We start from the raw sequence: 19,858 nt of genomic DNA on the forward strand, positions 1-19,858 counted from the left end.
GTCACCCTACCTTCGGCATGTTCTTGGTCACGCAATGGATGCCACCTCCGCCGCCGGCGATCGCATCGATATCCACCTGTTCGATCACGCGGCCGGGATACAAGTCCTCCAGCAGTTCACGGCAGTAGCCATCGGCTGCGTCGTCACCGAACTGCGGCGCGACCACCGCGCCGTTGATCGGCAGGTAGTTGATATAGCCCGTCGCCAGATCGTCGTTGTCGCGGGTATGCACGTTGTCGCGCCCGTCCAGCGGCGGCGGCAGCGTATGCACCTGCAGGCGACGGCCATCGGCATCGGTGGCCTCGCGCAGGATCTGTAGATGTTCGCGGGTCAGGTCGTAGTCGTAGGACTCCGGATCATTGTCCAGGTTGGCAATCACTACACCCGGGCGCACGAAGCGCGCATAGAAATCCACATGCGCGTCGGTGATGTCCTCGCCGGCGATGCCGGGCAGCCAGATCACCTTGCGCAGGCCCAGGTGATGCTTCAGCTCGGCCTCGATCTCCGCGCGCGACCAGTCCGGATTACGGATGCGGTTCACCCAGCAGCTTTCGGTGAGGATGGCGGTGCCATGGCCGTCGACTTCGATGCCACCGCCCTCGCCCACCAGATCGCTTTCCAGCAGCGTCGCGCCGGTCACCTGTGCCAGCCAGGGCGCCACCGCGCCATCGTTGCGTGCGCTCTGCTTGCCTCCCCAACCGTTGAAGTTGAAGTCGACCAGCCCCAGCCCGCCCCTGTCGTTGGTGACGAAGCAACCGCCGTAATCGCGCACCCATATGTCATCCAGCGGCACCTCGAGGAACTCGATGTTGTCGCGGCCGCAGCGGTCCTGCGCCTGCTTCAGCTGCTCCGGGCGGCACAGCACGCTGACCGACTGGTGGCGGGCGATGGTACGGGCCAGCCGCGCCACGGCGGTGTTCACCGCATCGGCCTGCGCGCCCCAGACCCGCGGTTGCGCGGCAAAGGCCAGAAAGACACGTTCCTGCGGCCCGTGCTCGTCCGGCATGCGCCAGGGGCCCGCAGCTGGCTCCGCTGCGGATACGCGAGCCGGCAGCCCCGCCAGACCGAGGGCGGCCAGGCCGCCAAGACCGGCGGCGCCCGCCAGCTGGGTGAGGAAGTGACGACGGCTGCTCATGACGGGCTCCAGGGCCGGTGTGGAATGGAAGCTATGCTGCGCTTGCCCATCCATAAGAACAAACGATAGATTCAGCCATCAATTGAACAGTTTTACTTACCTGAAATGCTCAAGCATTGGCCACCGCTGAACGCGTTGCGTGGTTTCGAGGCCGCCGCCCGCCTGGGTAGTTTCCACAGGGCCGCCGAGGAACTGCATCTGACCCAGTCGGCCATCAGCCAGCAGATCCGGGGCCTGGAAGCCTCGCTGCAGCAGCCGTTGTTCTTCCGGCAGGGCCGCAGCGTCACCCTCACCGACGCCGGCATCGACCTGCTGGAAACCACCCAGTCCCTGCTGCGGCAGCTGGCCAGTGGCATCCGCCGGCTCGATCAGTACCGCAAGCCGAATCAACTGATCGTCAACACCAGCCCGGCCTTTGCGCGCCATTGGCTGGTGCCACGCCTGGCCGGGTTCCATCGCCTGCATCCCGGTGCCGACCTGTGGCTGCTGACCAGCGAGGACGCGCCGGACATGACCACGCAGACGCTGGACGTAGCGGTACGCGATGACCTCGACTCACAGGCGCAGTGCCAGCACCGCGTGCTGCTGCAGGACCGCCTCTATCCGGCCTGCCATCCGGCCCTGCTCGCCACACCGGTGCACGAACGACTGACCCTGCATGGCGAGCGCGAAATGGATTGGAGCCAATGGCAGGTGCAGGGCGGCGCCGATGTCGGCCAGCGCCGCGAGGGCATGAATTTCTCCGAGCCCGGGCAGCTGCTGGATGCCGCATGCCAAGGGCTGGGCATCGCGCTGGTCAGCGAGCTGCTGGCGGCACGCGCCTGCGAGCAGGGCCTGCTGCAGCCGCTGGATGAGGCACGCGTGCGTGGTCCGCGCTGGAGCTGGCTGGTGCATGAGGACAGCACCGCCGATCCGCTGGTGATCAGTTTCTGCGAGTGGCTGCTGGCGAGTCTGCCCGCGGGAGCTACTTCTGCTGCAGCGCGCGCTTGACCGCCGCTTCGGCCAACGGCGCCATCACTGCATAGCCCTTCGCCGTGGGATGCACGCCGTCCTCGGCCAGCTGCGGATCGAGGCCACCAGCCGCATTGGCCATCGGCGTGTAGTAGTCCAGATAGACCAACTGCTTCGCCTCGGCATAGCGCTTCAACGCCGTATTCAATGCGCGCACCTTCGGCGCAGGCGTGATGCCCGGCATCCACGGGTACTCGCTCACCGGCAGCACGGAGGCCAGCACCACGGCGATGCCATGTGCACGGGCCAGCTCCATCATCGCGTGCAGGTTGTCTTCGATCATCGCCTGCGTGGACGGGCCGGTGTTGCCGGCGATGTCGTTGGTGCCGGCCAGGATCACCACCACCTGTGGCTTCAGTGCCAGCACGTCCTGCGGGAAACGCACCAGCATCTGCGCCGTGGTCTGGCCACTGATGCCGCGGTTGAGCCAGCCCTTGCCGGGGAAGAAACCGGCACTGCCTTCCCTGCCCCAGCCCTCGGTGATGGAGTCACCGAAGAACACTACGCGTGGCTGGCCCGGCACTGCCGCAGGCAGTCGCGCGTTCGCGTCACGATAGCGTTGCAGCTGCGGCCAATCGGCCAGGCGCTGCTGCATGAAACGAACTTCGTCGGGGCGCAGCTGGTCGATCGGCGTCTGCAGCAGCGGATTGACTGCGACGGCTTCTGCAGCGCCCAGCGGAGAAGCCAACGCGAGGCCCAGCGTCACGACGGTGGCAGCGGCAAGCTCAACAGATCCACGCATGCGAGTACTCCTGAAATCATCTTCCGCAGTCTAACGCCCCGCCCTGTGCTCAGCGTGCAGCCGTACGCGCCGCCACACCCGTGACTTTCGCCGGCATCCACATGCCCGGCGTCCAGCCGCTGGCAGCGAGGATCGCCTTCGGGTTGTCCTGCTGGATCAGCGCACGCACCGCATCACGCTTGTCCTTGGCCTGCAGGTAATAGGCCTTGGCGATGCGGTAGCCCACCCAGTACCCCAGGTCGTAAGGTTCCTGCGAGCCTGGCTTGTAGTTGTACAGCCACGGCGACAGATCGGTGCTGTCCAGATCCAGCGCGAACGCGCTTTCGATATGCACTTCCCGGCCACGGGTCCAGGCCGCGTGGCGCCCGTTGCCGACGTTGCCGGAAATCAGTTCGGCGATGAACTCGGCGATGCCCTCCCCCAGCGAAACACGCAGCACCGTCGCATGCGGGTCGCCCGGCTCGAAGTCGGTCAGGCCGGTCTGCTGGATGTGCACGTACTCGTGCGCGATCACGTGGACGAAGCGGTCCTGCACATTGGGATTCATGAAATCGGCTGCGCACAGCGCTTCCAGGCCGATGATCACCCCGCTTTTCGAGGTCAGCCCGACCGGACGGCCACGGCCGACTGCGATAGTCACCGGCGGAAACGCGGCCTGCGGGTAGATGGCCTGCAGGTTGGAAAACACCTGCGTCAGGCGTTGTTTCACCGCTGGCAGTTCGGCCAGGCAGCTTCGTCCCTGCGCATACAGTTCCGGCTGGATGGCGATGGACTCGGCAATGCGCTCGGGGGTGACCCGGCGCGCCTTCGCCAGCTCGGCCAGGCCCGCCGAACCCTCGGCCATGTATCCACGCAACTGCGCAACGCTGGGTTTGCCACCTGCGTTGTCGTACAGCGCGTAGAAGCGACTGACATCGTCAGTGACAATCTGAGGCCCGGCCGGTACCGCCGCCGTGGCCATGCCAACTGCCCCGGCACAGGCCAGGGCCAACAGGCCGCGCAGGATCATGGACATCGCTCCGTCCTTGGTGGAGTGCAGGCGAAGCGCGCAATCTATCACCCCGGCCCGGCCGCCGCAGCAAGCAGATGCGGGCACTCCGGCGCTGTGCCAGACTCGATTCGGCACCTGCCACGGAAGATGGAGCACCCCGCGATGATGATCGTTCCCGCGTACTGGGCTGAAGCCCGCCTGCAGGCCCGCTTCCGTGGCCGGCCGGTGGTGGTGCGCCGCTTCGGCTGGTCCGACGAAGGCCCTGCAGAGGCGCAGGTGCACGCCGACCGCCGCGCCAACGAAGCCCTCAATGCCATCCTCGCCGGGCAGGCGCTTCCGCGACGCGAAGTGCGCAGCAACTACGGCGTGGAGGGCGTGCCGATCCGCGAGCAGATCGTGCAGCGCGACGGCGACGTCATCATCACCCGCAACAGCTACGGTGCGCTCTGCCTCAATACCCCTGACGTGCTGTTCGCCGATATCGACCATGCGCAGCCGCCAGCCGGCTGCGTGATGCCGGCCATGGTTGCGGCGGTCGTGCTGCTTGCCGGCGCCGTCACTGGCACGCTGCTGTGGCACTGGCTGGTGGGGCTGGTGCTGGGCGTGGCGGCGGTAGTTCTGGTCAATGCCGCATTGCTGTTGCGCCGCAGGCAGCGTCTGGCCGCCGCCGGGGGTGCCGAAGGGCTTGCGCTGCGGCGCGTGGAAGTCTTCAGCGAACAACACCCCGACTGGCATCTGCGCGCTTACCGCACGCCTGCGGGACTGCGCGTGCTGGCGATGCATGCCACCTTCTCGCCCGAGGACGAGCAGCTGCAGGCGCTCTTCAAGGCACTGGGCACCGACACCTTGTACGCGCGCATGTGCCGACTGCAGCACTGCTTCCGTGCGCGGCTGACACCGAAGCCGTGGCGCGTCGGCCTGCGTTATCGCATCCGCCCGCCGGTGGCCGCGTGGTCCGCCGAACAGGCCAACAACCCGGACCGTCTGGCCTGGATCGCCGAATACGAAAAGAAGAGCGCCGGCTTCGCGGCCTGCGCTTATCTACGCAGTTTCGGCGATACCACCCGGGTGCATGCCAAGGCAGAACATGTGCGCGACCTGCATGACCGGCTGTCGCGCGCGCAGGACCGCCTACCGCTGGCGTGAGGGCGGGTACTCAGTCAGCGCTCTGCACGAACGGCTGCCCTGCCAGGGTAGTGCCCAGCCGCACCGCGATCTGTTGACCGTCCTTTTCGAAGGTCGTCGCACATTGCTTTCCATCCTTCTGGCATCCGACTTCCGGAAAGCCGTCCAGCGATTCCGGCGCGCCCTGCGCAGGTTTTGCCCGCCAGCCTGCGGCATCCAGCAGGCGCTTGGCCTTGGCGTAAGGCATGCCGGCGATGATCCCCAGCTGCGCCAATTCGGTGGGCAATGGCTGCGCACCTGCAGTTGAGACCAGGACCAAGGACAACGTTGCAGCAAGAAGGATGACTTTCATTGCACCGACCTGGAACGAGCTATCAGGTTCAGCCTAGACCATTTGCGCGGCGTGCGAATGTGCCGGTAACACGTCGTTACCGAGTCTCCACAGTTGATTGCATAGCACCTGCAACTGTTTACAGGCCAACGGATAGCCGAGCGTGGGCTCGGCTCTACAGCAGGATGCAGGAAGGCCGCCCGAAGGCGGCCTTGTGCAAAGCAGTCGAGCAAGCTCGACGCTACTTGGCGTTCTTCACGTAGGTGTCGAACCAGTTCAGCATTTCCGCCACCAGCTGCTCGTTCGATTCCAAAGCGGTGTACCAGTGCGGTTCGTTCGGCAGCATCACCAGGCGGGTGGTGCCGCCGTTGCCGCGGATCGCCTGGTAGAGCTTGCGCGACTGGAACGGCTCGGTGCCCGGGTTGGCGTCGTCCTCGCCGTGGACCAGCAGCAGCGGCAGCTTGATCTTGTCGGCATAGAAGAACGGCGAGGCCTTCAGGTACACGTCCTGCGCCTGCCAGACCGAGCGGCGTTCGTTCTGGAAGCCGAACGGGGTGAAGGTCTTGTTGTACGAACCGCTGGTCGCCACACCGGCCTTGAACAGCTTGGTGTGCGCAATCAGGTTGGCGGTCATCAGGCCGCCATGGCTGTGACCGGTCACGCCGATGCGGTTGCGATCGACCACGCCCATGTCCACGGCCTTGTCCACCGCCGCCTTGGCGTCGGCTTCCAGCTGCTCCAGGTAGGTGTCGTAGGCGTTCTTCGGGTCACCCACGATCGGGAACGAGGCGTTGTCGATGATCGCGTAGCCGGCCAGCAGCATCAGGCGGTACGGCTGCAGGCGGGTGAAGGTCTGCTGCGAACCGGACACCTGGCCGGCCTGCGCGGCGTTGGCGAAGTCGGCCGGGTACGCATACAGGATCGCCGGCACGCGCTGGCCCTCCTTGTAGCCCGGCGGCGTGTACAGGGTGAACGACAGGTCCACGCCGTCGGCGCGCTTGTAGGTCACCAGCTGCTTCTTGATCTGGCGCACTTCCGGGGTCGGGTCGACCAGCTTGGTCAGCGCGGTCGTGGTGGACGCGAACTGCGCCTCGCCGGCCTTCGCGTCGGCCACCGCCTCACCCTGCTGGCGGATGAAGGCATTCGGCGGATCGATCACCGACTGGTGCCAGGTCAGGTAGCGCCCCGGCGTGTTGCTGAAACCGAGGAACTGTTCGTAGGCATCGGCACTGCTGCGGAACAGGCGCTCGCTCTTCAGCGTGCCCAGGTCCAGGCGGTCCAGGAACGGACGGTCGCCCTGCGGCGACGCGCCACGGCCGCTGAGGAACACATGGTTGCCCTCACGGCGCACGACCTGCGCGCCATTCGACAGGCGGGTGAAGACCAGGTTGCCGGGGTTGCCGTACAGCTCATCGCTGGACATGTCCCACAGCAGGCGGCCTTCCTTCTTCGGCTGGTCCACATCGACGATGCGGGTCTGCATCCAGTGGCGGTTCTCGTCGTTCTCGAACTGGAACGCCACGGACGGATCGGCGGACCACGCAAAACCTTCAAAGCGCTGCGTAGTGCGGGTGATTTCGGTCGGCTTGCCGTTGAACGGCGCCTTCAGCATCAGCACGCGATCGCGATGCGGCACGTTGACCTTCCAGTCGCCCTTGTCCAGCGCTTCGGCATAGACCAGGGTGGCCGGATCGGTGGCACGCCAGTCGAAACCGCGCGGACCTTCCGGTACGCCGTGCACCGGCACGCGGTCGGCCAACGGCAGGCTGGCGATCGGCGTGGACTTGCCGCTGGCGATGTCCAGCACGGCCACGTCGTTGGCGAAGCGCTGGTAGGTCACCGCATGCGAATACGGTGCCTTGATCGATTCGGTCAGCACGTGCACGCCATCGGGCGCGGCGCTGACTTCATTGAACAGCGCCGGTTGCCCGACCGGGCGCACGCGGTTGGCGACGGTATCGACCACGGCCAGCTGCGAAGTACCGTAATAGGCGAACAGCTTCTCGTCATGGACGCTGGTCAGCGTGTCGCGGGCTTCGTAGGTGCTGCTTTCGCCGCTGCTGCCCAGCGACTCCTGCGCGTCCGGACCGGTCGGCACGCCGCCATTGGACGGCGCCGGGCCCTGATTGGCCGGGACCAGCTTCACCAGCAGATTCTGGCTGCCGCCCAGCCACTGCACGGTGTAGCCGAAGATCGGGTTCAGCTGCACGTTCGGCACCTGCTTCACCTGGCCGGTGGCCGCATCGCCCACCCACAGCTGCACGCTGGTATCGACCGCATTCTGGAAGGCGAAGTGGCTGCCATCGGCCGACCACAGCGCGCCGGTGGCGCAGCCCTGCGGCAGGTTGACCTTGGTCTCCTTGCCGCTGCCGATATCGACCAGGGTGAAGTCGGCCACGCAGGCCGGAATGCCGTAGCCACCGGGGGTGTCATGGCGGCTGCGATTCTTCGGCTCCAGGCGCACGCCGGCCAGCTTCAGGTACGGCTGGGCGACGCGGCTGATTGACGGGTAGGTCTGCGCGGTGGTCAGCAGCAGGCGCTGGCCGCCCGGGGCCACGTTCGGCGCCGGCGGCGGCGGTGCCTTCAGCACCTTGAGCAGGTGTTCCGGCGGCTTGGCGTAGTCGGCAAGCGCCGGGCCAGCGGCCAGCAGGCCGACGGTGGCGACGGCAACGGCCGCCGCCAGAGAGGTTCGACGGATCAGCATCCTTATCCCCTGGAGTGTGAATGGGTACCCGGAATCGGGCATGGACCCGAATCTAGCACCGCAGGGGTTGTCGTGAATGGGCCGGAAGGGCTAGTGGACGGATGGGGCAAAGTGCAGCTCCGGGAGGTGCCGGGGAACTGCCGGCACCTGCCAGGCATGGCTTGGCACTACTGCTGCGCGTGCAGGTCCCAGGTGGCCAGGTAGTCGGGGTCGACCACGATCATGCCACTGGTGTGCATGCGGTACTCCCCGGGCTCGGCTGGCTGGTACTGGTCCAGCATCGGCGGCAGGTAGCGCTCGTGGCCATCATTCTCGTCGGCCAGCACCACGCCCTCGTCGGCGCTGATGCGCAGCACCGTGCCGGCATACTGCTCCAGCCCCTTTACCTGGCCGTCGCCGCCATAGCGGGTCACCCCTACCAGTACGACCTTGCCGATCATTTCCTCGACCTTGGCGTCGTCCAAGGGCGGCAGCATGGGAGTGAATTCGTCGCTCATCGGTGCACCTCCGTAGCCTGCAGGACATCGTGGATGAGGTTTCCGCTTCGCAGTGCGCGTCGCTGGCAGCCGAGCAGGTGCCCGGCCTGAAGCCTCTGCATCGAGAGTGCCAGTACGCCCATGAACCCAAGGGTTCCTGGAGCACGATGCTGCCATCGCAGGCGGAAGGGACAGGTGAAGGCCGAACTCGGTCTTCGCCGATCAGGGGGTTGCACCCGCACCACGCTAGAATGCGCCCATGCGCACCGTACATGCCCTCCGCTACATCACTCCCTTGCGGGAAGGTGGCTCCCTGCCGGCCGTGGTCGAGACCGACGACGACGGCATGGCCGTGCTGAAGTTCCGTGGCGCAGGCCAGGGCCCGAAGGCGCTGATCGCCGAGCTGATCGCCGGCGAAATGGCGCGCACGCTGGGCCTGCCGATTCCGGAAATCCTGTTCGTGGAGCTGGACCGCGAGTTCGCCCGCACCGAACCGGACCCGGAAATCCAGGAGCTGATCCGTGCCAGCGAGGGCCTGAACCTGGGCCTGGACTACCTGCCCGGTGCGATCAACTACGACCCGGCGGCGATGCCGGTGGATGCCGATCTGGCCTCGCGCATCGTCTGGTTCGATGCGCTCACCAGCAATGTCGATCGCACCACGCGCAATCCGAACCTGATGGTGTGGCATCGAAAGCTGTACCTGATCGATCACGGTGCGGCCATGTACTTCCATCACGACTGGGCCAACGCCGGCGATGCCTGCGAAAAGCCGTTCGTGCTGATCCGCGACCACGTGCTGCTGTCGTTCGCCAGCCGCATCGCCGAGGTGGATGCCGAACTGGCCGCGCGCCTGACCGATGCCGAGATCGAGCGCATCGTCGGCCTGGTGCCGGACAGCTGGCTGGTCAACGAGCCGGCATTCGACAGTCCGCAGGCCTATCGCCAAGGCTACATCGACTATCTCAAGCATCGCCTGAAAGTGCGTGCGGTGTTCGTGCAGGAGGCCATCCGTGCCCACGCTGCACACGTATGACTACGCGGTCATCCGCGTGGTACCGCGGGTGGAACGCGAGGAATTCATCAACGTCGGGGTGATCGTCTCCTGTCCTGGCGCGCGTCATCTGGAGGCGGCCATCGAGATCGATCCTGCGCGCCTGCGCGCCTTCGCGCCGGCGCTGGACCAGGAGGCGCTGCAGCCGTGGCTGGATGCGATCGTGGCCATCTGCCGCGGCGACGCCAGCGCCGGCCCCATCGCGCAGCTGCCCGCGCGAGCGCGCTTCCATTTCCTTACCGCCAAGCGCAGTTCGGTTGTGCAGATGTCGAGCACGCATGTGGGCCGCACTGCGGACCCGGCGGGCGTGGTGGAACACTTGATGACGAAGATGGTGCGGGTGCCGCGCTGATGCGCCCGTCTCTCACTTCCTGGCGCGCGCCCGGTACCAGGCAATGAGTGCACAGGCTACCGCAGCGGAAATCAACACCCACCCGGCTGCTGCCTGTCCATGCAGGTAGCCTTGTGCATACGCAGCACTGGTACCTTCGCTGGCCATCGCCGGGACACCCCTGAGTATCACGTGCACCCCGCGCAGCAGGAGCACCATGCTGGCGACCAGACACACCACGGGAAGGAATCGGCTCATGGCCCGATTCTGGTCCGCCAACTGCCCCAGCGTCAACATCGCTGCAGCACAGTCGCTCGGGGCTACAACGGCACTCTTCGCGCGATGTAGTTGACCACGTTGCTGATCGCATCCGGATCGACATTGGCCAGGCCAACGATCACATAGCCCTGTGCGGGCATCACCACGATGGCACTGTTCGATCCGGGCGCACCGCCTTCGTGGCCGTACTGGTGCTCCCTGCCCTTGCCCTGCACCACGAAGCCGAATCCATACCAGCCCTTGTGGTTCTGCGCCGTGGTGGCCTGCTGCAGCAATGCAGGTGAGACCAGCTTTCCACTGCGCAATGCCTCGGCGAACTTCACCATGTCGCCCACCGCGCTGTAGCCACCACCGGCTGACATGCCGCGCCAGGGCAGCGACTTCGTTTCACGGACCCATTGCCCGTCCTTCTTCGTGTAGGCGACGGCACGCTGCGGGACGTTCACTGTTTCCGGTTCGAAGCCGGTGCCCATCATGCCCGCCGGGCGCAGGATGTGTTGCTCCACATAGGCGTAGTACGACTGCCCGGAGACGACCTCGATGATCCGCCCAAGCACGATGAAGCCATAGTTCGAGTAGCTGTCCTGGCTGCCTGGCGTGAATTGCGGCGCATCCTTGGCAAAGCGCCGCACGTAGTCATCCAGCGTCTTCAACGACGCGGAATACTGTTCGAAATCGTCGCCGAAGAAGTCGCCCAGGCCACTGGTGTGTGACAGCAGCTGGCGAACGGTTACGCTGTTGGCAACGGCCTTGTTCGGATAGTCCGGCAGGCAACTGCCGATCGTGTCATCGAGACTGAGCTTGCCGTCCTGCACCAGCTGCAGGACGGCCACTGCGGTGAACATCTTGTTGGAGGACGCAAGGCGGAACTGTGTATCCACGTCCACTGGAATGCCAGCGGTGCGATCGGCATCGCCACCGCGCCAGTCCAGCAGCACCTTGCCATTCTGCGCCACCTGCAATGCACCCGACAGCGCGTCCTGCGCCCGCAGCGCCTCCAGCCTTGCCGCGGCATCAGCCATCAGCGCAGGCAATGCAACCCGTGCCGGCTTGTATTTGTCCGGCGTTTCAGTGCCCTCGATCTGGAACTGCTTCACGTGCGACGGGTTGGCCGGGTCCATGACCGCCGTCACCCACATCGCACGTTCGCTCAGCTGGCCCATCACCAGCAGCTTCGCCTGGCCGGGCGCGCGCTCGAGTGTTTCCAGAACGCTCAGCGGGCCCGTGCTCTCGCGGAACTCGAGATAGTCCTTGGGCGTGCTGCCCTCCTGCTTGGCATATCTGTCGGCGAATGCCTGCAACCCCTCGAGGCTGCCCGCATTGAAGGCGGCAAGCCAGTCATCGATGGCATCCCGCGCGCGTGGATGTTCGCGCTCGGAAGATGCTGCGCCAACTGCCGGAAATGCCGAGGCGGTCACCAGGACCAAACAGGCCAGCGCATTGCAGAGAAACAGGCGTCCAACAGCCCTCATGGCAATTCCTTTGCGGGTATCCCTGGGCGCATCCTAGACGATGGATCGGCCCGCCGCATCCACGCTAGGGACGCTGCCGCACCACCTCGACGGTGACGTTGAATGCCTCGATGCTATGCCATTGGCCCCGTTCGTACGGCAGCGATTCCACCCCCATGCCGATCTGATACCTCACCGCATCCGGACCTTCGCGCCAGTAGTAGGGTGCGCCGTTGCTCCAGCCACAACAGACGTAGCGCAATGCAGGCAGGCCGAATGCCGTGTGCAGATAGGCTTCGACCTGCGCCGCTTGCGCGCCTGAAACACGATAGTGGGCCTCCATCGGCTTGATGTAGGACACGTCATCCTGGCTGCAGCCTACATACTGCAGTTCCGGAGGCTTCCGGCCCATTGCCTGCAGGAAATCCTGGCATTCAGTATCAGGTCGCGCCAGGCCATCCGCGCGCCCTTGCACCTCCCACTCGGCCAACGCCTGCGCAGGCGTCTGCTGCGCAAGCACGCTGGCGCTGGAAAATGACGCCAGCAGCAGGACGCGGGCGGCATGCTGCGGCAGCAGGAGAGACATCACGGGGCGAGTCCTTCGCATGGGAACACAGGAATGCTGATCGATGCCACGCTATCGCCTTGCCATCGTCTGCTCTGTGAAACGCGCCACGCAGAAGTCCAGGAAGCTGCGCAGCTTGGGCGTCAGCTGGCGGTCGCGCGGATACACCAGGTTGATCCACGTCGATACCGGCACATGGTCCGGCAGCACTTCCACCAGTTCACCACGCGCCAGCACAGCGGCAAGCATTTCGTAGGGCTGCAGGATCAATCCCAGCCCACCCACGGCCGCTGTCAGCAGCGGCTCGGCCTGGTTGACCATGAAGCGACTGGACACCGGCACGGTCAGCACGCTGCCATCGGCATCGCGGAAACTCCAGCGTGTGCGGATGATCGAATGCGCGAAGCCCAGGCACTCGTGGCGGCTCAGGTCATTGGGATGGGTGATGGCCGGGCGCGAAGCCAGGTAGTCCGGCGAGGCACATAGGACGAGCGGATACGGCCCCAGCCGTCGCGCCACCAGCCCGCTGTCGGCCAGGTCACCGGTACGGAACACCAGGTCGTAGCCGTCCTCGACGATGTCCACCAAGCTGTTGGACAGATTCAGATCGACCTGCACATCCGGGTACTGCTGCATGTAAGCCACCACCGCCGGGCCCAGTGCGTGCACGCCGAAGGTGACCGGCGCGCTGATGCGCAGGCGCCCCATCGGCCGTCCACGCGCCACTTCCGCCAATTGCTCGGCGCCCTCCACTTCCTCCAGGATCACCCGCGCCCGCGCCAGGTAGGCCTGGCCGAAGTCGGTCAGGCTCTGCTTGCGCGTGGTGCGGTTGAGCAGGCGCATGCCCAGGTGCTGCTCCAGCGCCTGGATATGCTTGCCGACCAGCTGCGGCGACAGGTCCAGTGCCTCGGCAGCGGCGGCGAAGGAGCCGACCTCGGCCACCTTGGCGAAGGTCCGCAGGGGAGCGATCAGGTCCATTGCAAACAATTGTTCTTCAATGAAACACCAGATTACCCCTTATTCTGGATGCAGACTACGCGCACAGTAGCCGTGACCCTTTCGCCGACGCCCTCGTCGGCCCTTCCTCGGAGCCCCCATGAGCCAGATTGTCCGCATCCACGAATATGGCAGTGCCGATGTGCTGCGCATCGACGATATCGACGTTCCCGCCCCCGCCCCTGACGAAGTCCAGATCCGGGTGAAGGCAATCGGCCTGAACCGCGCCGAGGTGATGTTCCGCAACGGCGCCTATCTGCAGGAAGCGCAGTTCCCCAGCCGGCTGGGCTATGAGGCCGCTGGCGTGATCGAAGCGGTCGGCAGTGCGGTGAGCGGCTTCACTGCTGGCGATGCGGTCAGCGTGATACCGCCACTGGACATCGCGCGCTGGGGCACCTATGGCGAGCTGGCCAACGTGCCGGCACGACTGGTGGTCAAGCACCCACAGGCGTTGGACTTTGAAACGGCGGCCGCGGTGTGGATGCAGTACGTCACCGCCTGGGGCGCGCTGCTGGAACAGGCTCATCTGGCCGCCGGGGATTTCGTCATCATTACCGCCGCCAGCAGCAGCGTCGGCCTGGCCGCCATCCAGATCGCCAATGCAGTAGGCGCCACGCCGATCGCGGTCACCCGTGGCCCGGGCAAGCGCCAAGCCCTGCTCGATGCCGGTGCCGCCCACGTCATCGCCACCCAGGAGCAGGATCTGGTGACCGAAGTGGCGCGCATCACCGGCGGTGCCGGTGCCCGTGTGGTGTTCGATCCGATCGGTGGCCCGCAGTTCGTGCCGCTCACCGAAGCGATGGCCCGTGCCGGCATCCTGCTGGAGTACGGCGCGCTGAGCAGCGAACCCACGCCGTTCCCGCTGTTCAACGTGCTGGGCAAGTCGCTGACGCTGAAGGGCTATCTGTACTCGGAAATCGTTTCTGACGATGCCGCACTGGCCCGCGCCAAGGCGTTCATCGTCGATGGCCTGGACAAGGGCACGCTGGCGCCAAAGATTGCCAAGGTGTTCCCGTTTGCGCAGATCCAGGAGGCACACCGTTACCTGGAATCGAACGAGCAGATCGGCAAGGTGGTGGTGACGGTGTGATCCAGCGTCATGCAATGGGGGTGGATCATCGCCCCCATTGCGGTTACCTGGGCAACGCAAACGCCATCACATAATCGCCGTTCGGGGTTTCCATGAAATGGTGGCCGCCGGCCATGATCACTACGTACTGGCGCCCGCCCTGCTCGTACACCATCGGATTGGCCTGGCCGCCCGCGGGCAGCTTGGCATGCCACAGTTCCTTGCCGGTCTTCAGGTCAATGGCACGCAGCAGGTCATCGGTGGCAGCGGCGATGAAGATCAGGCCGCTGGCGGTGATCACCGAACCACCATTGTTCGGCGTGCCGATCTCGATCGGCAGGCCGGAACGGATGCCGAACGGTCCGTTGCCGCGCGCACTGCCGAATGGACGGTCCCACAGCAGCTTGCCGGTACGCAGGTCGATGGCACGGATACCGCCATAGGGCGGCTGCTTGCACAGCAGGCCGGTGAACGGCAGCCGCCAACCAGCGTTGACCTGGATGCCATACGGCGTGCCCACCTGCGGGTCGCCCGCGCCTTCTGCACCGCCCTTGTCGAACCGGATCTTCTCGCGTGGCAGCCAGCCCAGCCGGTCGGCCTCGGCGCGTGGCACCAGCCGGTTGTAGTTGGGCATGTCGTTGTAGTTGGCCACGATCACGCCGCGGCGCGTATCGATGGACACGCTGCCCCAGTCCGAGCCGCCGTTGTAGCCAGGGTACTCGATGGAATGGCGCTCGCTGCTCGGCGGCGTGTAGAAGCCTTCGTAGTACGCCTTGCGGAACTGGATGCGGCAGACCAGCTGGTCGATCGGGGTGATGCCCCACATGTCGCGCTCGGTCAGGTCATGTTCGCGGCGCAGCGTGTGGTACAGCGAAAACAGCTGGGTGGGTGAACGCTGCTCGGGTTCGACGCCGCCGACCGGCACCTTGCGCTCTTCGGCGGCGGTCAGCAGCTGGCCGTTGCGGCGATCGAGGATATAGAGGTCGCCCTGCTTGGTCGGCAACAGGATCGCCGGCACCTTGCCCGCCGCCGTCGGGTAGTCGATCAGGCTGGCCTGCGAACCCAGGTCGTAGTCCCACACATCCTTGCGCACCGCCTGGAAATGCCAGACCGGCTTGCCGGTGGCCACGTCGATCGCCACCAGCGAGGTTGCATAGCGGTTCTGGCTCTCCGTGCGCGAGCCACTCCAATAGTCTCCCGCAGAATTGCCCAGCGGCAGGTAGACCAGCCCCAGTGCTTCATCACCGGTGGCGGTGGTCCACATGTTGGGTGTGCCACGCGTATAGGTCTGCTCGCGCGGCGGCAAGCCGCTGCGCTCGGGCTGGTCCATGTCCCATGCCCAGCGCAGCTTGCCGGTGATGGCATCGTAGGCCTGGATCACGCCCGAGGGCGCATCGCGGCGCTGTCCGTCGAGCACCTGATGACCGGTCACGATCACGCCGCGCACGATGGCCGGCGGCGAGGTGATCGACACATAGCCCGGCGGCACTTCGCCCATGCCCAGGGTGATGTCGACCTGGCCGTTGTTGCCGAAATTCGCGCACGGGCGGCCACTGTCCGCATCCACCGCGATGATGCGCCCATCCAGCGTGCCTTCGATGATGCGCGCCCAGCATGCCGGACGACTGCCCGGTGCAACACTGCGGGTGATGCTGGGCGGCGGTTCCGGCAGCGCCAGATCAGCGGCGACATCGGCCAATGCCGCATCAGCAACGGTCGGCGTGCTGGGCTGCTCGTAATAGCTCACACCGCGACAGGCAGCGGTATAGGGAATCGAAGCATCCTTCACCCTTGGATCGAACCGCCACAGCTCCTTGCCGCTGGCGGCGTCGAGTGCGATCAGGCGGTTGCGCGCGGTGCACAGGTACAGGCGATCGCCAATCTTCAGCGGCGTGGTTTCCGCGCCCCAGCGCTTCTTCGGCATATCGCCGGTACGGAACTGCCAGGCCGGCTGCAGCGTGGCCACATTGGCCGGGGTGATCTGCTGCAGCGGCGAATAGCGGGTGGCCGCATTGCTGCGGCCCCACGCCGGCCAGTCGCCCTCGGCGGGCTGGTCAGCCGGCTGCAGGCCCGTGGTATCGCGCGTAGGTTCCAGTCCGGCGCTGACCGCGCCTTCCGGGAACGGCAGGTGCCCGTCCACTTCACCATGCGGCGCAAAGGCCAGGCCGAAGGCAGCTACGAACACCAGCATCAGCACGCCCGCCACGCTGCGCGACAGGCGCTTGGACACCGGTTCGCGCAGGGTCGGTGCGAGCAGCGCCACCACGATGCCCAGGGCCGTAACGAGGCCCAGGCGCGGCACCCAACGCCAGTAGTCGCTGCCTGACTCCCACCAGGTCCACAGCAGTGTGCCGATGAACACCAGCGCGTACAGCAGCGCGCCGCTGCGACGGTTGCCGAACAGCAGGAGGCCGCTGGCCAGCAGGCCGAGCCCGGCGATGGCGTAGTACGCCGAGCCGCCAAGGCTGAGCAGCCATGCGCCGAGCCCGCCGATGACCAGGCCGAGCACGACCAGCAACAGCGACAGCACGGTCACCAGCGGATGGCGCGGGGTTCGGACAGGAGCAGGATCGGACGGCGGCGTGACGGACATCGTCGATCTCCGGGGGCAGCATGCGCCCTTATCCCACCGCCGGCGTGAAGCGCGCGCGTATGTGTGGCGTCCGGATACGACGACGCCGGCACAGGGCCGGCGTCGTCGGGTACTTCAGGCTCGCGGCAGGATCACTCCTGCGCGGCGTCCTCGCTGCTGGCCGCAGCCGGGGCGCCGTCGGTCGTGGCCGGGGCGGCAGCCGCCACCTCGTCCTCGTCCTCGTCGATCGAGGCATCCATGCGCTCCACCGCCTGCAGCTTCTCGTCCTTGGACAGGCGGATCAGGGTGACGCCCTGGGTGTTGCGGCCGACGCGGCTGATTTCCGAGCCACGCGTACGCACCAGGGTGCCGCCATCGGAGATCAGCAGGACTTCGTCGCTGGAGCCCATCAGCACCGCGGCGACCAGCTTGCCGTTGCGCTCGGTGGTCTGGATGCCGATCACGCCCTGCGTACCACGGCCCTTGCGCGGGTAGTCCGGCAGCGGGGTGCGCTTGCCATAGCCGTTCTCGGTGGCGGTTAGGATGTACTGCACGCTGGCGTCGTCAGCGCCGTCGATCACCGCATCGCCATTGGCGGCGGCTTCTTCGACACCGTTGTCGTCCTCGTTCTCGTCCTCGATGCCACCGGCACTTTCGGCCACGATCAGGCTGACCACTTCCTCGCCGGCCGGCATCTTGATGCCACGCACGCCGGTCGCGGTACGGCCCATCGAGCGGACCTTGTCCTCGCCGAAGCGCACGGTCTTGCCGTTGGAGGCGAACAGCAGGATGTCGCGCTCGCCGTCGGTCAGGCCGACGCCAACCAGCGCGTCGCCCTCGTCGAGGTTGATCGCGATCTTGCCGCGGGCCAGACGGAAGGCGAACTCGCCCAGCGGGGTCTTCTTGACCGTACCGTTCTTCGTGGCGAAAAACACGAACTGGCCGTCGGCGTACTCGCGCACCGGCAGCACGGCCTGCACGCGTTCGCCCGGTTCCAGCGGAATCCAGTTGATGATCGGACGGCCACGAGCGTTGGAACCGGCTTCGGGCAGCTGGTAGACCGGCAGCCAGAACACCTTGCCCGAACTGGTGAAGGTCAGCAGCGTGTCATGCGTGTTGACCAGCCACAGCTGTTCGATGAAATCCTCTTCCTTGGTCGCCGCCGCACTACGGCCACGGCCGCCACGGCGCTGCGCGCGGTACACGCTCACCGGCTGGCGCTTCACGTAACCGGCGTGCGACACGGTGACCACCACGTCTTCCGGCGCGATCAGGTCGAGGATGTCCAGGTCTTCTTCGCTGTGGCGGATCTCGGTACGACGCTCGTCGCCGAACTCGGCCTTGACGCTGACCAGCTCTTCGCGGATCACCTGCAGCAGGCGGTCGGGGTCTTCCAGGATGTGGATCAGCCCGGCGATCACTTCCAGCAGCTGCTTGTACTCGTCGGTCAGGCGGTCCTGCTCCAGCCCGGTCAGGCGGTGCAGGCGCATTTCCAGGATCTGGGTGGCCTGGATCTCGGTCAGCTGGTAGCCGCCCTCGATCAGGCCCACGCCCTTGGGCAGGTCTTCCGGACGCGAGGCTTCGGCACCGGCGGCGCCCAGCATCGCACCGACCAGGCCCGGCTCCCACACGCGCGCCAGCATGCGCTCACGTGCTTCGTTCGGGTTCGGCGAGGTCTTGATCAGTTCGATCATCTCGTCGATGTTGGCCAGCGCGACGGTCAGGCCTTCCAGCACGTGGGCACGGGCACGCGCCTTGCGCAGCTCGAACACGGTGCGGCGGGTGACCACTTCGCGACGGTGGCGGACGAACGCCTCCAGCATCTGCTTGAGGTTCATCAACTGCGGGCGGCCATCGACCAGCGCCACCATGTTGATGCCGAACACCGATTCCATCTGCGTCTGCTGGTACAGGTTGTTCAGCACAACCTCGGCAGATTCACCGCGCTTGATCTCGATGTAGATGCGCATGCCGTCCTTGTCGGACTCATCGCGCAGCTCGCTGATGCCTTCGATCTTCTTTTCCTTGACCAGCTCGGCGATCTTCTCGATCAGACGCGCCTTGTTCACCTGGTAAGGAATCTCGGTGACGATGATCGATTCGCGGCCGTTGTCGGCCACTTCGATATCGGCCTTGGCACGGATGCGCACGCGGCCACGGCCGGTGCGGTAGCCGGCGACGATGCCGGCGGTGCCATTGATGATGCCGGCGGTCGGGAAATCCGGACCCGGGATGTATTCCATCAGGCCGTCGACGTCGATTTCCGGGTTGTCGATCAGCGCGATGCAGGCGTTGATCGATTCGCTCAGATTGTGCGGCGGGATGTTGGTCGCCATGCCCACCGCGATACCGGCCGAACCATTGACCAGCAGGTTCGGGAACCGGGTCGGCATGACCGTCGGCTCCAGTTCCTTTTCGTCGTAGTTGGGCTGGAAATCGACGGTTTCCTTGTCGATGTCGGCCATCAGCTCATGCGCGAGGCGAGACATGCGCGCTTCGGTGTATCGCATCGCTGCGGCGGAGTCGCCGTCGATGGAGCCGAAGTTACCCTGGCCATCGACCAGCATGTAGCGCAGCGAGAACGGCTGTGCCAGGCGCACCAGCGTGTCGTACACCGACTGATCGCCATGCGGGTGGTACTTACCGATGACGTCACCGACGATACGTGCCGACTTGAAGTAGGGCTTGTTGCTGTGCGCGTTCAACTCGTTCATCGCGAACAGCACGCGGCGATGCACCGGCTTGAGGCCGTCGCGCGCATCCGGGAGCGCGCGGCCCACGATCACGCTCATGGCGTAATCGAGGTAGCTCTTGCGCATCTCGTCTTCCAGGTTGACCTGGATGATTTCCTTGGCGGTTTCTGCCATTCGGGTTCCGTTGTCTGGTAGCGGTCCAGTCCGGCGCAGCCCTCTGCGGGAGGGGGTCGTGCCGGAACCTCGATTCAACCTGTGGATACTACCACAACAGGCCGTTTTCCGCCTCCCTTTACGGGGATTTTACCGGCACAAATCAGGAACTTAGGGCCC

Annotated in this window: 17 protein-coding genes; 5 read left to right on the top strand and 12 right to left on the bottom strand. The window is 65.8% G+C overall.

Annotated features, from left to right (window positions below):
* Position 1: 1 nt before the first annotated feature.
* On the bottom strand, positions 2 to 1,135 hold the full coding sequence (locus AC5P6E_RS12585; protein WP_191863306.1) for an agmatine deiminase family protein: 1,134 nt from the start codon (positions 1,133 to 1,135) through the stop codon (positions 2 to 4).
* A 105-nt stretch (positions 1,136 to 1,240) separates the two neighbouring features.
* On the opposite strand from AC5P6E_RS12585, the gene AC5P6E_RS12590 reads away from it, so the two are divergent.
* Entirely contained in the window at positions 1,241 to 2,125 is an 885-nt protein-coding gene (locus tag AC5P6E_RS12590; protein ID WP_053443265.1) for a LysR family transcriptional regulator, read from the top strand.
* Here AC5P6E_RS12590 and AC5P6E_RS12595 read toward each other — a convergent pair.
* A complete protein-coding gene (locus AC5P6E_RS12595) occupies positions 2,100 to 2,888 on the bottom strand; it encodes an SGNH/GDSL hydrolase family protein (protein WP_125437280.1) in 789 nt (262 codons plus the stop codon). The genes AC5P6E_RS12590 and AC5P6E_RS12595 overlap by 26 nt on opposite strands.
* A gap of 49 nt (positions 2,889 to 2,937) precedes the next feature.
* Positions 2,938 to 3,903 (bottom strand): DUF2268 domain-containing putative Zn-dependent protease, encoded by a 966-nt coding sequence (locus AC5P6E_RS12600; RefSeq protein WP_197578963.1) that lies wholly within the window; start codon positions 3,901 to 3,903, stop codon positions 2,938 to 2,940.
* A gap of 138 nt (positions 3,904 to 4,041) precedes the next feature.
* Here AC5P6E_RS12600 and AC5P6E_RS12605 point away from each other — a divergent pair, with 138 nt between their 5' ends.
* Positions 4,042 to 5,025, top strand: a complete 984-nt coding sequence (locus AC5P6E_RS12605) for a hypothetical protein (RefSeq protein WP_109813613.1) — start codon at positions 4,042 to 4,044, stop codon at positions 5,023 to 5,025.
* A 10-nt stretch (positions 5,026 to 5,035) separates the two neighbouring features.
* Here AC5P6E_RS12605 and AC5P6E_RS12610 read toward each other — a convergent pair whose 3' ends face one another.
* From AC5P6E_RS12610 to AC5P6E_RS12620, 3 genes are all read right to left on the bottom strand, one after another.
* Positions 5,036 to 5,356, bottom strand: a complete 321-nt coding sequence (locus tag AC5P6E_RS12610; protein ID WP_197645656.1) for a hypothetical protein — start codon at positions 5,354 to 5,356, stop codon at positions 5,036 to 5,038.
* Between the two features lie 220 nt (positions 5,357 to 5,576).
* Positions 5,577 to 8,039 (bottom strand): prolyl oligopeptidase family serine peptidase, encoded by a 2,463-nt coding sequence (locus AC5P6E_RS12615; RefSeq protein WP_257471288.1) that lies wholly within the window; start codon positions 8,037 to 8,039, stop codon positions 5,577 to 5,579.
* Positions 8,040 to 8,206: 167 nt separating this feature from the next.
* A complete protein-coding gene (locus AC5P6E_RS12620; protein WP_010480503.1) occupies positions 8,207 to 8,536 on the bottom strand; it encodes a hypothetical protein in 330 nt (109 codons plus the stop codon).
* A gap of 238 nt (positions 8,537 to 8,774) precedes the next feature.
* On the opposite strand from AC5P6E_RS12620, the gene AC5P6E_RS12625 reads away from it, so the two are divergent.
* Together AC5P6E_RS12625 and AC5P6E_RS12630 are read left to right on the top strand one after the other, a co-directional pair.
* Complete coding sequence (locus AC5P6E_RS12625; protein ID WP_043398508.1) at positions 8,775 to 9,551, top strand: HipA family kinase; 777 nt, start codon at positions 8,775 to 8,777, stop codon at positions 9,549 to 9,551.
* Complete coding sequence (locus AC5P6E_RS12630; RefSeq protein ID WP_019337307.1) at positions 9,529 to 9,921, top strand: DUF3037 domain-containing protein; 393 nt, start codon at positions 9,529 to 9,531, stop codon at positions 9,919 to 9,921. The genes AC5P6E_RS12625 and AC5P6E_RS12630 overlap by 23 nt, the downstream gene beginning before the upstream one ends.
* A 12-nt stretch (positions 9,922 to 9,933) precedes the next feature.
* On the opposite strand, the gene AC5P6E_RS12635 is transcribed toward AC5P6E_RS12630, so the two are convergent.
* The 4 genes from AC5P6E_RS12635 to AC5P6E_RS12650 form a co-directional block, all read right to left on the bottom strand.
* Positions 9,934 to 10,158, bottom strand: a complete 225-nt coding sequence (locus AC5P6E_RS12635) for a hypothetical protein (RefSeq protein ID WP_138984362.1) — start codon at positions 10,156 to 10,158, stop codon at positions 9,934 to 9,936.
* Positions 10,159 to 10,220: 62 nt separating this feature from the next.
* The gene (locus AC5P6E_RS12640; RefSeq protein ID WP_019337309.1) at positions 10,221 to 11,651 is read right to left on the bottom strand and encodes a serine hydrolase domain-containing protein; all 1,431 of its coding nucleotides are present in this window, start codon (positions 11,649 to 11,651) and stop codon (positions 10,221 to 10,223) included.
* A gap of 64 nt (positions 11,652 to 11,715) precedes the next feature.
* A complete protein-coding gene (locus AC5P6E_RS12645; protein ID WP_019337310.1) occupies positions 11,716 to 12,216 on the bottom strand; it encodes a DUF4952 domain-containing protein in 501 nt (166 codons plus the stop codon).
* A gap of 51 nt (positions 12,217 to 12,267) precedes the next feature.
* Positions 12,268 to 13,173, bottom strand: a complete 906-nt coding sequence (locus AC5P6E_RS12650) for a LysR family transcriptional regulator (RefSeq protein ID WP_019337311.1) — start codon at positions 13,171 to 13,173, stop codon at positions 12,268 to 12,270.
* Positions 13,174 to 13,291: 118 nt separating this feature from the next.
* Between AC5P6E_RS12650 and AC5P6E_RS12655 the strand changes: the two genes are divergently transcribed.
* Positions 13,292 to 14,281 (top strand): zinc-dependent alcohol dehydrogenase family protein, encoded by a 990-nt coding sequence (locus AC5P6E_RS12655; protein ID WP_049455462.1) that lies wholly within the window; start codon positions 13,292 to 13,294, stop codon positions 14,279 to 14,281.
* A gap of 43 nt (positions 14,282 to 14,324) precedes the next feature.
* Here the strand turns inward: AC5P6E_RS12655 and AC5P6E_RS12660 are convergent, their stop codons facing one another.
* Complete coding sequence (locus tag AC5P6E_RS12660; protein ID WP_241888046.1) at positions 14,325 to 16,853, bottom strand: membrane-bound PQQ-dependent dehydrogenase, glucose/quinate/shikimate family; 2,529 nt, start codon at positions 16,851 to 16,853, stop codon at positions 14,325 to 14,327.
* Positions 16,854 to 16,984: 131 nt separating this feature from the next.
* Positions 16,985 to 19,699, bottom strand: coding sequence for a DNA gyrase subunit A (gyrA, locus tag AC5P6E_RS12665; RefSeq protein ID WP_019337314.1), 2,715 nt, complete (start codon positions 19,697 to 19,699; stop codon positions 16,985 to 16,987).
* Between the last annotated feature and the right edge of the window lie 159 nt (positions 19,700 to 19,858).

Source organism: Stenotrophomonas sp. YJH_SMC_16 (assembly GCF_059367875.1).

Coding starts and splice junctions, on each gene's coding strand:
- AC5P6E_RS12660 (WP_241888046.1), bottom strand. CDS start 16,853: ATGTCCGTCACGCCGCCGTCCGATCCTGCTCCTGTCCGAACCCCGCGC.
- AC5P6E_RS12600 (WP_197578963.1), bottom strand. CDS start 3,903: ATGTCCATGATCCTGCGCGGCCTGTTGGCCCTGGCCTGTGCCGGGGCA.
- gyrA (WP_019337314.1), bottom strand. CDS start 19,699: ATGGCAGAAACCGCCAAGGAAATCATCCAGGTCAACCTGGAAGACGAG.
- AC5P6E_RS12605 (WP_109813613.1), top strand. CDS start 4,042: ATGATGATCGTTCCCGCGTACTGGGCTGAAGCCCGCCTGCAGGCCCGC.
- AC5P6E_RS12620 (WP_010480503.1), bottom strand. CDS start 8,536: ATGAGCGACGAATTCACTCCCATGCTGCCGCCCTTGGACGACGCCAAG.
- AC5P6E_RS12625 (WP_043398508.1), top strand. CDS start 8,775: ATGCGCACCGTACATGCCCTCCGCTACATCACTCCCTTGCGGGAAGGT.
- AC5P6E_RS12655 (WP_049455462.1), top strand. CDS start 13,292: ATGAGCCAGATTGTCCGCATCCACGAATATGGCAGTGCCGATGTGCTG.
- AC5P6E_RS12610 (WP_197645656.1), bottom strand. CDS start 5,356: ATGAAAGTCATCCTTCTTGCTGCAACGTTGTCCTTGGTCCTGGTCTCA.
- AC5P6E_RS12590 (WP_053443265.1), top strand. CDS start 1,241: ATGCTCAAGCATTGGCCACCGCTGAACGCGTTGCGTGGTTTCGAGGCC.
- AC5P6E_RS12635 (WP_138984362.1), bottom strand. CDS start 10,158: ATGAGCCGATTCCTTCCCGTGGTGTGTCTGGTCGCCAGCATGGTGCTC.
- AC5P6E_RS12650 (WP_019337311.1), bottom strand. CDS start 13,173: ATGGACCTGATCGCTCCCCTGCGGACCTTCGCCAAGGTGGCCGAGGTC.
- AC5P6E_RS12585 (WP_191863306.1), bottom strand. CDS start 1,135: ATGAGCAGCCGTCGTCACTTCCTCACCCAGCTGGCGGGCGCCGCCGGT.
- AC5P6E_RS12595 (WP_125437280.1), bottom strand. CDS start 2,888: ATGCGTGGATCTGTTGAGCTTGCCGCTGCCACCGTCGTGACGCTGGGC.
- AC5P6E_RS12640 (WP_019337309.1), bottom strand. CDS start 11,651: ATGAGGGCTGTTGGACGCCTGTTTCTCTGCAATGCGCTGGCCTGTTTG.
- AC5P6E_RS12645 (WP_019337310.1), bottom strand. CDS start 12,216: ATGTCTCTCCTGCTGCCGCAGCATGCCGCCCGCGTCCTGCTGCTGGCG.
- AC5P6E_RS12615 (WP_257471288.1), bottom strand. CDS start 8,039: ATGCTGATCCGTCGAACCTCTCTGGCGGCGGCCGTTGCCGTCGCCACC.